The 13,892-nt window shown below is 39.9% G+C and carries 14 protein-coding genes, 1 pseudogene and 1 other annotated feature; all 15 genes and pseudogenes read left to right on the top strand.

Annotated elements, in window-relative coordinates:
- Nucleotides 1–27: 27 nt before the first annotated feature.
- The 15 genes and pseudogenes from DW125_RS12400 to tsf all read left to right on the top strand — a co-directional run bounded on the left by DW125_RS12400 (nt 28) and on the right by tsf (nt 13,631).
- Complete coding sequence (locus DW125_RS12400) at nt 28–1,725, top strand: Na/Pi cotransporter family protein (RefSeq protein ID WP_117538344.1); 1,698 nt, start codon at nt 28–30, stop codon at nt 1,723–1,725.
- 200 nt (nt 1,726–1,925) lie between these two features.
- Nucleotides 1,926–2,513, top strand: a complete 588-nt coding sequence (locus DW125_RS12395; RefSeq protein ID WP_021861539.1) for a DUF3793 family protein — start codon at nt 1,926–1,928, stop codon at nt 2,511–2,513.
- 31 nt (nt 2,514–2,544) lie between these two features.
- Entirely contained in the window at nt 2,545–2,826 is a 282-nt protein-coding gene (locus tag DW125_RS12390; RefSeq protein WP_117538343.1) for a DUF2325 domain-containing protein, read from the top strand.
- Between the two features lie 151 nt (nt 2,827–2,977).
- The gene (gene thyA, locus DW125_RS12385; protein ID WP_021861537.1) at nt 2,978–3,826 is read left to right on the top strand and encodes a thymidylate synthase; all 849 of its coding nucleotides are present in this window, start codon (nt 2,978–2,980) and stop codon (nt 3,824–3,826) included.
- Between the two features lie 21 nt (nt 3,827–3,847).
- Nucleotides 3,848–4,333, top strand: a complete 486-nt coding sequence (locus DW125_RS12380) for a dihydrofolate reductase (RefSeq protein WP_021861536.1) — start codon at nt 3,848–3,850, stop codon at nt 4,331–4,333.
- Between the two features lie 8 nt (nt 4,334–4,341).
- A complete protein-coding gene (locus tag DW125_RS12375; protein ID WP_117538342.1) occupies nt 4,342–5,526 on the top strand; it encodes a glycosyltransferase family 4 protein in 1,185 nt (394 codons plus the stop codon).
- Between the two features lie 131 nt (nt 5,527–5,657).
- Nucleotides 5,658–5,908 (top strand) — a binding site (T-box leader).
- A 41-nt stretch (nt 5,909–5,949) separates the two neighbouring features.
- A complete protein-coding gene (gene ilvB / locus DW125_RS12370; RefSeq protein ID WP_021861534.1) occupies nt 5,950–7,671 on the top strand; it encodes a biosynthetic-type acetolactate synthase large subunit in 1,722 nt (573 codons plus the stop codon).
- 18 nt (nt 7,672–7,689) lie between these two features.
- Nucleotides 7,690–8,202 (top strand): acetolactate synthase small subunit, encoded by a 513-nt coding sequence (gene ilvN / locus DW125_RS12365; protein ID WP_021861533.1) that lies wholly within the window; start codon nt 7,690–7,692, stop codon nt 8,200–8,202.
- Nucleotides 8,203–8,386: 184 nt separating this feature from the next.
- Nucleotides 8,387–9,412 (top strand): branched-chain amino acid aminotransferase, encoded by a 1,026-nt coding sequence (locus DW125_RS12360; protein ID WP_021861532.1) that lies wholly within the window; start codon nt 8,387–8,389, stop codon nt 9,410–9,412.
- A gap of 95 nt (nt 9,413–9,507) precedes the next feature.
- Nucleotides 9,508–9,603, top strand: a pseudogene (locus DW125_RS14515) (cupin domain-containing protein); the annotation flags it as partial.
- Between the two features lie 224 nt (nt 9,604–9,827).
- Nucleotides 9,828–10,199 (top strand): GntR family transcriptional regulator, encoded by a 372-nt coding sequence (locus DW125_RS12350; protein ID WP_021861530.1) that lies wholly within the window; start codon nt 9,828–9,830, stop codon nt 10,197–10,199.
- 17 nt (nt 10,200–10,216) lie between these two features.
- The gene (locus DW125_RS12345; RefSeq protein ID WP_117538374.1) at nt 10,217–11,083 is read left to right on the top strand and encodes an ABC transporter ATP-binding protein; all 867 of its coding nucleotides are present in this window, start codon (nt 10,217–10,219) and stop codon (nt 11,081–11,083) included.
- On the top strand, nt 11,080–11,751 hold the full coding sequence (locus DW125_RS12340) for an ABC-2 transporter permease (RefSeq protein ID WP_117538341.1): 672 nt from the start codon (nt 11,080–11,082) through the stop codon (nt 11,749–11,751). The genes DW125_RS12345 and DW125_RS12340 overlap by 4 nt, the downstream gene beginning before the upstream one ends.
- Nucleotides 11,752–11,933: 182 nt before the next feature.
- A complete protein-coding gene (gene rpsB / locus DW125_RS12335; protein WP_117538340.1) occupies nt 11,934–12,677 on the top strand; it encodes a 30S ribosomal protein S2 in 744 nt (247 codons plus the stop codon).
- A gap of 33 nt (nt 12,678–12,710) precedes the next feature.
- Nucleotides 12,711–13,631, top strand: coding sequence for a translation elongation factor Ts (gene tsf / locus DW125_RS12330; protein ID WP_117538339.1), 921 nt, complete (start codon nt 12,711–12,713; stop codon nt 13,629–13,631).
- Nucleotides 13,632–13,892 lie beyond the last annotated feature (261 nt).

Here is a 13,892-nt window from a genome sequence, read left to right as displayed (position 1 = left end):
TGTACAGCAAAAAGGAGAGAAATCAATATGAATGAAAATATGCAGATTGTATTTGGTCTGCTGGGGGGACTTGCAATCTTTATTTATGGAATGAATATGATGAGCGAGTGTCTGCAGAAAGCAGCTGGAGAGAAGATGAAAAGTATTTTGGCGTTACTGACAAAGAATCCGGTTCTCGGTGTGCTTGCCGGAGCGCTTACAACGGCAGTTCTGCAGAGCAGCAGCGCCACAACGGTCATGGCAATCGGATTTGTCAGTGCAGGACTTATGAACCTGCCACAGGCAATTTCTATTATATTTGGTGCAAATATCGGAACAACCATGACGGCACAGATTATTGCATTTAAGATCAGCGATTACATATATATCATTATTTTTGTGGGATTTATCATTGCATTTATTGCAAAATCAGAAAAAGCAAAAAGTATAGGACAGACGATATTTGCATTCGGTCTGTTATTCCTTGGAATTGAGACAATGGGAGACGTCATGAAACCGCTGGCATCCAGTCCGATGTTTACACAACTTATTGCAAGTGTAAAACATATTCCGGTTCTTGGAGTGGGAGTAGGTACATTAATGACGCTGGTCGTACAGAGTAGTAGTGCAACCATCGCAGTCTTACAGAATTTTGCAGCACAGGCAGGACCAGACGGTATGACAAGTATTCTTGGACTTACTGGTGCGATTCCGATCCTGCTTGGAGACAATATCGGAACAACGATCACGGCACTTCTTGCAAGTATAGGACAGACGAAAGATGCAAAGAGAACAGCCGTGGCGCATTGCATTTTTAATATATCAGGAAGTTTTTTATTTATATGGTTTGTGAAACCATATGCTACACTGATCCGTTTTATTTCACCAAAAGGACCGGAAGTGGAAGTGATTTCCAGACAGATTGCGAATGCGCATACTTGTTTTAATATTACAATGACACTGATCTGGGTATGCCTGATTGGAGTGATGGTGAAGATTGTTATGTTCCTGATTCCGGATGGAAGGAAGACCGAATCAGATCCGTTTGAGACATTATATCTGGATGAGAATGTGAAAAATCAGCCGGCAGCAGCGCTGCAGCTTGTCGCAAAAGAGATTTTACATCTGAGCGATCAGGTGAAAAAAGTTCTGCATGATACGGTGACTGTCGTAAAAGAAAATCAGATGCAAGGTGTAGATAAGATACAGGAGGAGAGTGCGAAAGTAACAAAGCTCACAGATAAAATCACAGATTATCTGGCAGGATTATTTTCTTCCGGACTTTTGACCGAACAGCAGGCATCCCAGACAGCGGGACTGATGTATGTGCTGGGAGATGTGGAACGAATCGGTAATTTAAGTGCCGGAATTGCATTATCTATGAAAGAAAAAGAAACAAACCAGTATAAATATTCACAGGAAGCGATGGATGAACTTGCAAAATGTCTGAAAACTCTGGAGAAGATGTTTGATTCAGCGACAAAGGCATTACGCGGTGATACAACAGTAGAGCTTGAAAAGCTGATGAAGCGCAAAGACAAGATTGTCAATTTGGATATTATGATGCGAAAATCCCATATCCAGCGTGTCAACAAAGGAAAATGTAAAGCGAGTCTGACAACACCATTTACGAATATTCTTCATTTGATTGACCGTATGGGAAACAGTTGTATCAACCTGGCTGATGCGGCTACAAATGAAGTGGCATTAAAATATTTCCTTCCCAAAGATGAGATGACAATGTAAGAATCGAGGCAGAAAGAAAATTTTATAAAGTATAAGTTATTAAGGTTCATGCAAAAATAAAGCATGGACCTTTTTGTTCCTCCTTAATGAGAAAATGGTATGAATAAGTCTCCTTGTAATTTTAATACATGTATGATAAATTAGTAAATGTAAATGATAATCAAAATCAAAATCAAACAAGAAAAGGCGGGAACTCCAAAATGCCAGTGGAAGTTGTAGCATGTATGTTAGCAGATAAAAATAGTTGGAAGAGATTACAGTTTCAGTTAATCCTGCAATGTGCCCCATTGTTCAAAGGATATAAAGTAGCCTGTATTACGAATGTCCGCAGAGAGGATATGAGAAATATGCATCTGCTTCTTAATGGAACGGGAATCTGTTACCGTGCACTTACATTTTGCAGAGACAAATACCTAGTGTTGTTATATCGCCCGGCACAGTTAAAAACATATCTGAAACAACCGGAAGTGAAGACGTTCCTTGCTGATTACGGTTATGAAGAAAACAGTCTGGAAAAAGTGCTGGAAAGACTTTCGTTAAGAGTACGGGAACATTCAAAAAATGAGATTGAATTTCCTCATGAAATCGGAATTTTCCTTAACTATCCACTGGAAGATGTCAGAGGCTTTATTGAGCATAAAGGACAGGACAGTCTCTTTTGTGGATATTGGAAAGTATATCATGATCCGGAAAAAGCAAAACTTACATTCTGGACATACGATAAGGCAAAGGACTGTGCAGTAAATGAATTTCTGGCAGGAAAGACAATTCGGGAAATTGTAGCATAAGACAAAAGACAGCAAGAAAGGGGACAAATCGATGAGTGTTGTTATTATAGGCGGAAATGAAAGAATGGAACATCAGTATAAACAGATCTGCAAGAAATATAAATGTAAGGCAAAAGTATTTACCAGAATGGCGGGCAATCTGAAGACACAGATCGGTCAGCCGGATCTGATCATTTTGTTTACTTCAACAGTGGCACATAAAATGGTACACTGTGCGTTGAAAGAAGCAGAGCGTTACAATATCCGTGTGGAGCGTACACACAGTGCAAGTGCAAATGCACTGGAAAATGTTCTCGTTGAATGTTGTGGTTAATATAATATATAGCATATAGCAGGATATCAGGAATAAAAGAGCCTGAGATGTATAGGCTTAAAAGAGGAACGCAAATTGCGACGTTTCTCTTTTTTTTATAATATTTTCATGTTAATATGAAAAAGACAGCTTGCAAGGAGGATACATTTTTATGAGTTATGCAGACAAAGTTTTTATAGATATGTGCCGTGACATCATCGACAATGGCACAGATACCAGGGGAGAAAAGGTCCGTCCGAAATGGGAGGATGGGACGCCGGCTTACACAATTAAAAGATTTGGAGTGGTGAACCGCTATGATTTGTCAAGGGAATTTCCGGCTCTGACGCTCAGGAGAACAGCGATCAAGAGCTGCACGGATGAACTTTTGTGGATCTGGCAGAAGAAATCGAATAATATCAATGACTTGCACAGTCATATCTGGGACAGTTGGGCAGATGAGAATGGCTCAATCGGCAAAGCATACGGATATCAGCTTGGCGTGAAGCATCAGTATAAAGAAGGCCTGTTTGATCAGGTTGACCGTGTGATTTATGACTTAAAAAATAATCCGTACAGCCGCAGAATTATGACAAATATATATGTACATCAGGATCTTCATGAGATGAATCTCTATCCTTGTGCATACAGTATGACATTTAATGTGACGAAGAAGGAAGGACACGATAAGCTGACATTGAATGCTGTTTTAAATCAGAGATCGAATGACGTGCTGACAGCAAATAACTGGAATGTCTGCCAGTATGCGGTGCTTGTGCATATGCTGGCACAGGTGTGTGATATGGAAGCCGGAGAACTGGTACATGTGATCGCGGATGCGCATATTTACGACAGACACGTGCCGGTAATAGAAGAACTGATCGCAAGAGAACCGCTTCCGGCACCGAAGTTCTGGCTGAATCCGAAAGTAAAAGATTTCTATGATTTTACGAGAGATGATGTAAAACTGATCGATTATGAGACGCATGAGCAGATTAAAAACATTCCGGTTGCAGTTTAAAAAAAGAAAGGGCGAGATAAGATGAAATTAATAGTTGCAGTTGATAAAAACTGGGCGATTGGAAAAAACAACCGCCTGATGTGGAGCATTCCGGCAGATATGAAATTTTTCCGTGAGACAACAAAGGGGAATATTGTTATTATGGGACGGAAAACACTGGAAAGTTTTCCACAGAGCCAGCCACTTAAAAACCGTGTGAATATTGTAATCAGCAAGAATCCGGATTACAAAGTAAAAGACGCGGTTGTTGTACACAGTGTAGAAGAAGCACTGGAAGAAGCGAAGAAGTACGAGGGAGAGACATTCGTAATCGGTGGGGAGAGCATTTACCGTGCGATGTTAAAGTACTGCGATACAGCACTGGTTACAAAGATTGATCATGCGTATGATGCAGATACTTATTTTCCGAGTTTGGATGAAGATCCAGAGTGGAAGATGACAAAGATCAGTGAAGAACAGACATGTTTTGATCTGGAGTATTATTTTACGGTATATGAGAGGATTTAAAAAGAAAGATGAGAATACTGAGTATTACGGCACAGAAGCCAAACAGTACCGGTAGTGGCGTGTTTTTGACAGAACTTGTAAAGGAATTGGCAGCAAAAGGACATGAACAAGCAGTAGTTGCCGGTGTTTATAAAGAAGATAAGACAGAAGTTCCGGAAAATACAAAAGTATATCCGGTTATTTTCAAGTCAGAGGAGCTGCCGTTTCCGATTGCGGGAATGTCGGATGAGATGCCTTATGAAAGCACGAGATATTGTGATATGACAGAAGAAATGGCAGGGCAGTTTGCAAATGTTTTCCTGACGAAGATCAGGCAGGCAGTAAAGGAATTTCAGCCGGATCTGATCTTAAGTCATCATCTGTATCTGCTTACAGCACTGGTGCGGGAACATTTTCCGGAACTTCCGGTATATGGTTTCTGTCATAATACAGATCTCAGACAATTGCAGAAAAATGTGTTAAAACAGGAGTATATCAAAGCGCAGATTGCGAAGCTAAACCGGATTTTTGCTTTGCATGAAGAGCAGAAGACGCAGATCTGCCAGATGTTTCATGTAACAGCAGAACAGGTGGAAGTATCTGGAATGGGCTATAACAGTCATATTTTCCGTGATCTTCATATCCGGAAGGTTCCCGGAAAGACGAAGATTGTGTTTGCTGGGAAAATCTCAGAGAAGAAAGGCGTAGAGAGTCTGATCCGAAGTCTTGCTTATCTTCCGTATGAAGCAGATAAACTGGAAGTATATCTGGCTGGCGGCGCAGGAAATGAGACAGAGTATGCAAGAATCTGCAGACTGGCAGAGAAGGCACCATATCCGGTTCATTTTCTTGGAAAACTGGAGCAGATGGAGCTGGCAAAAGTATATAATACATGCGATATCTTTGCACTACCATCTTTTTCGGAAGGATTGCCGCTTACAGTGATCGAAGCACTTGCCTGTGGCGACCGTGTTGTGATGTCGGATCTTCCGGGAATCCGCGAATGGCTGGATACATATGCGCCGGGAGCGGATATCCGATATGTAGAACTTCCACGGATGAACCGCGTGGATGAAGCAGTTAGAGAAGAACTTCCGGCTTATGAGAAACGCATTGCAGAATCATTGCAGGAAAGTGTAGAGGAAAATTGTACCAGACCGGCTGATGTAAGCCGAATCTCCTGGGGAAAAATTGCAGAGAAAGTTCTGGTATAGTGCCATACAGCTTGATGAATATTGTTCTTTGCAGTTAAAAATATATCAGTTGACAGAAGATATTCAGAAAGTTATAATTGTATTACTTATTTGAATGAGTGAAACAATAGATAGATTTTATAAATAATTGTGAAAATGCTATGACAGGGAGGAGTACATAATTTACAGATCCACAGAGAGAAGATGGCTGGTGTGAATCTTCGTGAAGTGATTATGGAAGTAGCCCCCGAGCAGTGAATTGAAAGCGAAAGCAAGTAGGCTTCAACGCAGTCCCAGCGTTAGATGGGAACGATATCGGATGTAGGAGTCCTGTATCGGCAGAGTGCAGAGACAAAAGTTTCTGAATTTAGGTGGTAACACGGATGAGTAATTCGCCCTAAGCATAGAGCTTAGGGTTTTTTTAATGCCAAGGAGGTTGTGCAGATGAAAAAAATCAGTGGAAACAAATTATTAGTAAAGGCTTTGAAGGAAGAGGGCGTAGACACATTATTCGGCTATCCGGGAGCCTGCACGATTGATATCAGTGATGAGTTATACAAACAGGATTATACGAAAGTGATCCTGCCAAGACAGGAAGTTGCGCTTGTGCATGAAGCAGATGCATATGCAAGATCTACAGGAAAAGTTGGGGTGTGCCTTGTAACAAGCGGACCGGGTGCGACAAACCTGGTGACAGGAATCGCGACTGCTTATTATGACAGCGTACCACTTGTATGTTTTACCGGACAGGTATCCAGACATCTTATTGGAAATGATGCATTTCAGGAAGTCGATATTGTCGGTATTACGAGAAGTATTACAAAATACGGAGTAACTGTACGTAGAAGAGAAGATCTCGGACGTATTTTAAAAGAAGCATTTTATATTGCGAGAACCGGAAGACCGGGACCGGTATTAATTGACCTTCCAAAAGATGTTATGGGAGAGCTGGGAGATGCAGAGTATCCAGAAGAAGTAAATATCCGTGGATACAAACCGAATACACATGTACATATCGGACAGTTAAAACGTGCACTGAAAATGCTCGGAAAGGCAAAGAGACCGCTGTTTCTTGCCGGAGGAGGTGTTAATGTTGCTCATGCACAGGAGGCATTTACAGAACTTGTGGAATGCACACATGTGCCGGTAGTAACAACGGTTATGGGAAGAGGAGCAATTCCAACAAATCACCCACTTTATATTGGAAATCTTGGTATGCATGGTGCTTATGCGTCCAATATGTCAGTAAATGAATGTGATCTGCTGTTCTCTATCGGAACAAGATTCAATGACCGCATCACAGGTAAGTTACATTCTTTTGCACCAAAAGCGCAGATTGTTCATATCGATATTGATACAGCTGCCATTTCAAAAAATGTACAGGTCGATGTTCCAATCGTAGCGGACGCAAAAGAAGCAATCGATAAAATGTTAGAGTACGTGACAGAGTGTGACACAGAAAAATGGCGTGCACAGGTTGAAACATGGAAAGAAGAACATCCGATGAAGATGAAGAGAAAGCCGATCATGACACCACAGGATGTAATCGATACGATCAACAAGGTATTTGATGCAGCAATTATCGTAACGGATGTTGGACAGCATCAGATGTTTACAGCGCAGTTTATAGAAATTACACATAAGAAACAATTACTGATGTCCGGTGGACTTGGAACGATGGGATACGGACTTCCAGGTGCGATCGGAGCCAAGATCGGTAATCCGGATACACCGGTTATCTCTATTTCCGGTGATGGTGGTATGCAGATGAATATTCAAGAACTTGCAACGGCGGTGCTGGAAGAACTTCCGATCATTTCCTGTATTTTCAATAATAATAATCTGGGAATGGTTCGTCAGTGGCAGAAATTATTCTATGGAAAACGTTACTCCATGACCTGCCTGCGAGCGGGAGCAGCATGCAGGGGAAAATGCGGTGAAGTTCCATGCCCGGAATATACACCGAATTTCCTGAAACTTGCAGAATCCTATGGAGCGAAGGGAATCCATGTTTCAAAAGTGGAAGAGATTGAACCGGCATTCAGAGAAGCAATGCAGAGTAAAAAGACGCCATATATCATTGAATTTGATATTGATCCGGAGGATCTTGTATATCCGATGATCCAGCCGGGCGGTACATTAGAAGATATGATCATGGATTGTTAAGCAGGAAGGAGAATGATTATGAGTGGAAATAAAATGAAAAAACGCTGGATTTCTTTATATGTAGAAAATCAAGTCGGTGTCCTGTCTAAAATCTCAGGGCTGTTTTCGGGAAAATCTTACAATCTGGACAGTCTGACTGTTGGAACAACGGAAGATCCGACTGTATCACGAATGACGATCGCGACCGTCAGCGACGATGAAACATTTGAACAGATTAAAAAACAGTTAAACCGTCTGGTAGAAGTAATTAAAGTCATTGATTTTACGGATGTATTTGTCAGAATGAAGGAAATTCTCTATGTAAAAGTACAGAAATGTACACCGGAAGATAAGGTAGAACTGTTCCAGATTGCAGAAACATTTAAAGCAAAAGTTATTGATTATGGTAAAGACAGTCTGCTTCTTGAATTTGTACAGACAGCGACAAAGAATGATGCAGTAATCAAACTTATGAAAGAAGAGTACAAGAGTATTGAAGTTGTCCGTGGAGGAAGTGTCGGTATTGAATCGATTAGCATGATGGAGCGATAAATAATTTTGTGAAAATTGTACACATAAAAAACAGAGTGCACTCTTGAATTTTTATATAGACAGTATTATAATACTTGCATACAATGATGTTGGGACAAAAGCCTCAACTATGATGCCTGCGGATTGTTTCGTGTTAAGTGGTATCATAAATATATTTAATTGTAAAAGGACGGAGGAATAGAAAATGGAGAAAAAAGATATCGATTGGAGTAATCTTGGATTTGGCTATGTAAAGACAGATAAGAGATTCGTATCAAATTATAAAGACGGATCATGGGATGAAGGTGTATTAACGGAAGATGATAAGGTTGTCATCAGTGAATGCGCCGGAGTACTGCAGTATGCACAGACATGTTTTGAAGGCCTGAAAGCATATACGACAGAAGATGGACACATTGTAATGTTCCGCCCGGACTTAAATGCAAAGAGACTTGCTGATTCTGCAGCAAGACTGGAAATGCCGGTATTCCCGGAAGATAAATTTGTACAGGCTGTACATGATGTTGTAAAAGCAAATGCAGCTTATGTACCACCATACGGATCAGGAGCTACTTTGTATGTACGTCCGTATATGTTTGGTTCTAACGCTGTTATCGGTGTAAAACCGGCAGATGAGTATCAGTTCCGTGTATTTACTACACCAGTTGGACCATACTTCAAAGGCGGAGCAAAACCAATCACAATCAGGGTTAGTGATTTTGATCGTGCAGCACCGCATGGAACAGGACATGTAAAAGCCGGACTTAACTATGCAATGAGCTTACATGCAATCGTAGATGCACACGCACAGGGATACGATGAAAACATGTATTTGGATGCAGCTACAAGAACAAAGGTTGAAGAGACTGGTGGAGCTAACTTTATTTTTGTAACAAAAGATAAGAAAGTAGTAACACCGAAATCAAGCACAATTCTTCCTTCTATTACAAGACGTTCTTTGATGTATGTCGCAGAACATTATCTTGGATTGGAAGTAGAAGAAAGAGAAGTATATCTGGATGAAGTAAAAGACTTCGCAGAATGTGGACTTTGCGGAACAGCAGCAGTTATCTCTCCAGTAGGCAAGATCGTAGATCATGGTAAAGAAATTTGCTTCCCAAGCGGAATGGAAGAGATGGGTGAGATCACAAAGAAACTATACGATACATTAACTGGAATCCAGATGGGACACATCGAAGCTCCGGAAGGATGGATCCATACAGTTTGCTAATTACACATCAGTTAGTAAGTTTTAAAAGACTTTATGTGGCGGGGATTTATTCCCCGTCCTTTTTATATGATAGAATTGTGGGAGACGTATATATCCTAAAAGCAGGAGAGACAATTATCATGCCTGCAAAGAAACCACACGCTGTATACGGAGAAGAGAGATTTAAAATGCTTCTGAATGTTGTGTTTTAAAATGCATATAGTCGTTTGAAAATAAAATTACAATATCAAGATTTAAAATCTGTATTTATAGAAAGTATATCTGTAAATACAGATTTTTTTGGCGACTAGAAAAATTGGTTTAGTATCCTGAAAAAGTCTGCCGGTGTCATGTTTTATAGGTGAATAAACAGTGTATAACAGTTGACAACAGTTATATACTGTTATATACTGTTTACAAAGAAGGAGGGCGAAAGATGTATCTGATTATTAATCACTCATCCATGCAGCCGATTTATGAACAGATTGTAGAACAGATTAAAGAGAAGATTATAAATGGAGAATTTTCGGAAGAGATGATGCTTCCGTCTGTCCGTACAATGGCGAAAGATTTAAAAATCAGTGCGCTCACTGTAAAAAAAGCCTATGACGCATTAACAGAGGAAGGATTTGTTGTGACGGTACATGGAAAGGGAAGTTTTGTAGCATGTGCCAATCAGAATATGCTGCTGGAGGAAAAGAAAAAAGAAGTTGAGGCAGAACTGGAAGCGGCAATCCATAAAGGAAGAAGCTGCGGATTGACAGATCATGACTTGACGGAATTATTTGAAATTGTATTGGAGGGTTAGAGATGGGGAAAGATGTGATGATAAAACTAAATCATGTACAGAAGAAATATCCGGATTTTTCGATGGATTGCTCTCTGACAGTATATCCTGGAATGATTACGGGACTGATCGGAGCGAATGGAGAAGGAAAAAGTACGACATTTAAACTTATTCTCGGGCTGATTGGAAAAGAAGCAGGAGAGATGGAAGTGCTGGGGAAAAAACGAGAGTGCAGTAATGATGGAAAACAGCCAGAAAAAGAAATATTACAGCAGACAGGAGTCGTGTTAGCGGAAACCGGTTTTGGAAGTTATTTTACAATTCATGATATTATCCCATTTCTGGAAGACTTATATCCGGAATTTGAAAAGGATAAATTTCTACAGTATTGCGAAGAATATAAACTTCCAATGAATAAGAAAATAAAGGAATTTTCAACAGGAATGAAACGAAAATTACAGATATTTGCAGCAATTACACATAAAGCGAAGTTATTACTTTTGGATGAACCGACCAGCGGGCTGGATGTGGTGGCGAGAGAACAGATGCTGACACTGTTGCGGGAATATATGGAGACGGAAGGACGGGCGATTCTGATCAGTTCGCATTTATCAGGAGATCTGGAAACATTTTGTGATGATATTTATCTGATTCAAAAAGGGACAATTACATTTCATGAAGAAATGGATCGGCTATTAGATGCATATGGATTATTAAAAGTATCAGATGAGGTATATAAAAAAATGGATAAGTCACATATTATCTGCCGGAAAAAAGAAAATTTCGGATGGAGCTGTCTGACAGATCAGAAGGCATATTATCAGATGCATAATCCGGAAATTGTAATAGAAAAAGGAAGCGTGGACGAATTAATCCTTTTGATGGCAGGAGGAGAGAGAATATGAAAGCATTACTCATGAAAGATTTAAGAACTTTAAAAAATGAGAGAAGATTGTGGGTTAGTATCATCGGTGTAAGTGTTTTATTTGGTGTTTTGTTTCAAAACTGGTATTTTATGATGGGATATATCATGTTTGGGTTATCTATGATTGCCCGGACAATGTATCAATACGATGTGGCGGACCAGGGAATTGTTTATCTTATGACACTGCCTATTACAAGAAAGGAATATGTGAAGGAAAAGTATCTGCTGAGTCTTATGAGTATATGTATTGGTGGTATTTTAAGTATGATTCTTACTAAAATCGGGATGCTCTTTACACCGGATCAGGCAGATAGTAATCAGGAAATTTTTAGTGCGTTTCTTGGAATATTGGCAGTTGCATTAGTTCTTCAGGCAATTATATTTCCGGTAGAACTGAAATATGATGTATCAAAATCAAGAATTATTATTTTGCTGCTTGTAATGGGGATTATTATTCTTTTTACAGCATTTGATATGTTAATAGGCGCAATACTGGTAGCATTTATTACCATCTTTGTAGATGCATTTGGAGGTATATTTATACAACATTTTTTAGGTACTGTGTTACTATCTGCAGTTGTGGTGGGAATGATTTATTTCTCTTCTTATCGGAAATCAGTTAAAATTATGGGGCAGAAAGAGTTCTGATCAGAAGTTTTCTAAATATTTCAGAATTTACGAAAACCCTTGCAACAGCAAGGGTTTTATGCTATCCTATTAAGGTCGCAAAAAACACGCATATATTTGTCCAAGATGGTGCCGGCCTGATACAGGAGGTTTCAAAGACTTACATATATGCGGAAGTAAAGAACCAAATGGAGGAAAGAAACATGAGCGTTATTTCAATGAAACAGCTTTTAGAAGCAGGTGTTCACTTTGGACATCAGACAAGAAGATGGAACCCTAAAATGGCTCCGTACATTTACACAGAGAGAAACGGTATCTACATCATCGACTTACAGAAATCTGTAGGAAAAGTTGATGAGGCTTACCAGGCAGTAGCAGATATCGCAGCAGAAGGTGGAAACATTCTGTTCGTTGGAACAAAGAAACAGGCTCAGGATGCTATCAAAGTAGAAGCAGAGCGTTGTGGAATGTTCTATGTTAACGAGAGATGGCTTGGAGGAATGCTTACAAACTTCAAGACAATTAAGAGCAGAATCGCTCGTCTGAAAGATATCGAGAGAATGTCTGAAGATGGAACATTTGACGTATTACCGAAAAAAGAAGTTATCCAGCTTAAGAAAGAATGGGAGAAACTTGAGAAGAACCTTGGCGGAATCAAAGAAATGAAGACTATTCCGGATGCAATCTTCGTAGTAGATCCTAAGAAAGAAAGAATCTGTGTTCAGGAAGCACATACACTTGGTATTCCGCTTATCGGAATCGCTGATACAAACTGTGATCCGGAAGAGTTAGATTATGTAATTCCGGGTAACGATGATGCTATCCGTGCAGTAAAACTGATCGTTTCCAAGATGGCAGACGCTGTTGTAGAAGCTAATCAGGGAGCAGCTGATGCTGATGAAGTATACGAGGAAGTTGCTGAAGAAGCAGAGGCAGTAGAAGAGTAGGATTCATTCTTTTTAATGATGGAGGATAAAAAAATGGCAGTTACAGCTAAGATGGTAAAAGAATTAAGAGAGATGACTGGTGCAGGAATGATGGACTGCAAAAAAGCTCTTAATGAAACAGATGGAAACATGGACGAGGCAGTAGAATATCTGAGAAAGAATGGCGAAGCTAAGGCTGTTAAAAAAGCCGGACGTATCGCAGCAGAAGGTATTGTTATGGCTGATGTCAAAGATGATAAGACTGCAGCAATCGTAGAAGTTAACTCAGAGACAGACTTCGTTGCTAAGAATGCAGAATTCCAGGGATTTGTTAAAGCTGTTGTTAATCAGGCAATCGCTTCTGAGTCCAAAGATATGGAAGCATTTATGGCAGAAACTTGGAACGAAGATGCTTCTAAGACTGTACAGGATGCTCTGACAGAGAAGATTTCTGTTATCGGAGAGAAACTGAACATCAGAAGATTTGAGAAAGTTGTTACTGACGGATGTGTAGTATCTTATATTCACGGTGGCGGACGTATCGGTGTTCTTGTTGAAGCAGATACAGATGTTATCAATGACGAGATCAAAACTTGTCTGAAGAACGTAGCTATGCAGGTAGCAGCTATGTCTCCAAAATATACTTCCCGTGATGAAGTAGATCAGTCCTTCTTAGACCATGAGAAAGAGATTCTTCTTGCTCAGGCTAAACAGGAGAATCCGAATAAACCGGATAACATCATCGAAAAGATGATCATCGGACGTCTCAACAAAGAGATGAAAGAGATTTGTCTGTTAGACCAGGCATACGTTCAGGATAGCGACCTTACTGTAGCTAAATACGTAGAGAAGGTTGGAAAAGAGAACGGAGCTAACTTAAGCGTGAAGAGATTTGTTCGTTTTGAAACAGGTGAAGGCCTTGAGAAGAAGAACGAAGACTTCGCAGCAGAAGTTGCAGCTCAGATGGGTAAATAATCTGATATTTGCTGCTCTTTAATAAGATCCATAAAACCCTTGAAAATCCAGTGTTTTCAAGGGTTTTTCTTATGCCGGAAAGGAAATCATATGGCAAGATTAATTTCTATTGTAAAAGAGTCATGACCAAAGAGTGATAATTAAATCATATAGACAGGGTATGGCAACAGCAGGTTGCTTTTCGGAACATGAATTTATCTATATGATATTAGAGATGAGCAAAACACATTAATTCAAAAGTAGGACGTGGCAGTTAGTTTC

Origin of the sequence: Dorea sp. AM10-31 (assembly GCF_003435815.1) — a bacterium.
Taxonomy (GTDB): Bacteria; Bacillota; Clostridia; order Lachnospirales; family Lachnospiraceae; genus Dorea_D; species Dorea_D hominis.
This window is presented reverse-complemented; position numbering and strand designations above follow the sequence as displayed.

Excerpts from the sequence above, each read along its gene's own strand:
- DW125_RS12350 (WP_021861530.1), top strand. The coding sequence starts at position 9,828 with ATGTATCTGATTATTAATCACTCATCCATGCAGCCGATTTATGAACAG.
- DW125_RS12345 (WP_117538374.1), top strand. The coding sequence starts at position 10,217 with ATGATAAAACTAAATCATGTACAGAAGAAATATCCGGATTTTTCGATG.
- DW125_RS12360 (WP_021861532.1), top strand. The coding sequence starts at position 8,387 with ATGGAGAAAAAAGATATCGATTGGAGTAATCTTGGATTTGGCTATGTA.
- DW125_RS12380 (WP_021861536.1), top strand. The coding sequence starts at position 3,848 with ATGAAATTAATAGTTGCAGTTGATAAAAACTGGGCGATTGGAAAAAAC.
- DW125_RS12400 (WP_117538344.1), top strand. The coding sequence starts at position 28 with ATGAATGAAAATATGCAGATTGTATTTGGTCTGCTGGGGGGACTTGCA.
- ilvN (WP_021861533.1), top strand. The coding sequence starts at position 7,690 with ATGAGTGGAAATAAAATGAAAAAACGCTGGATTTCTTTATATGTAGAA.
- ilvB (WP_021861534.1), top strand. The coding sequence starts at position 5,950 with ATGAAAAAAATCAGTGGAAACAAATTATTAGTAAAGGCTTTGAAGGAA.
- thyA (WP_021861537.1), top strand. The coding sequence starts at position 2,978 with ATGAGTTATGCAGACAAAGTTTTTATAGATATGTGCCGTGACATCATC.
- DW125_RS12375 (WP_117538342.1), top strand. The coding sequence starts at position 4,342 with ATGAGAATACTGAGTATTACGGCACAGAAGCCAAACAGTACCGGTAGT.
- DW125_RS12395 (WP_021861539.1), top strand. The coding sequence starts at position 1,926 with ATGCCAGTGGAAGTTGTAGCATGTATGTTAGCAGATAAAAATAGTTGG.
- DW125_RS12340 (WP_117538341.1), top strand. The coding sequence starts at position 11,080 with ATGAAAGCATTACTCATGAAAGATTTAAGAACTTTAAAAAATGAGAGA.
- tsf (WP_117538339.1), top strand. The coding sequence starts at position 12,711 with ATGGCAGTTACAGCTAAGATGGTAAAAGAATTAAGAGAGATGACTGGT.
- rpsB (WP_117538340.1), top strand. The coding sequence starts at position 11,934 with ATGAGCGTTATTTCAATGAAACAGCTTTTAGAAGCAGGTGTTCACTTT.
- DW125_RS12390 (WP_117538343.1), top strand. The coding sequence starts at position 2,545 with ATGAGTGTTGTTATTATAGGCGGAAATGAAAGAATGGAACATCAGTAT.